This window comes from Acetobacter sacchari (assembly GCF_017377715.1).
In the GTDB taxonomy this organism is placed as follows: Bacteria; Pseudomonadota; Alphaproteobacteria; order Acetobacterales; family Acetobacteraceae; genus Acetobacter; species Acetobacter sacchari.
Genome location: NZ_JAFVMF010000087.1, coordinates 1 through 264, shown reverse-complemented (window position 1 = coordinate 264; position 264 = coordinate 1). Strand labels below are relative to the sequence as shown.

General features: G+C 62.5%; 1 pseudogene. It reads right to left on the bottom strand.

Annotated features, from left to right (window positions below):
• Window positions 1–264: pseudogene (locus J2D73_RS20360) on the bottom strand (pyruvate decarboxylase); the annotation flags it as partial.

Here is a 264-nt window from a genome sequence, read left to right as displayed (position 1 = left end):
GCTCCGGCGTGGCGACAGCGTAGCCGAACATGGCAGGCACCGACCAGCCAATATGGCCCCACTGCATTTCGTATTCCACGCGAGCGCCACGGGGGAGTTTCGTGCGGGCCACGTTGAACCACGAGTCGCCCGTCTCGCCGAAGATCGTCGTTTCTGATGTCACAATGGATTGCAACGTGCGCTGTATGTGCTCACGGGTGAGCTTGCCGCCCTTTGCCGGTGCTTCCATGGTATTTTCCGCGACGCCGCCGCCGATACGGCGGT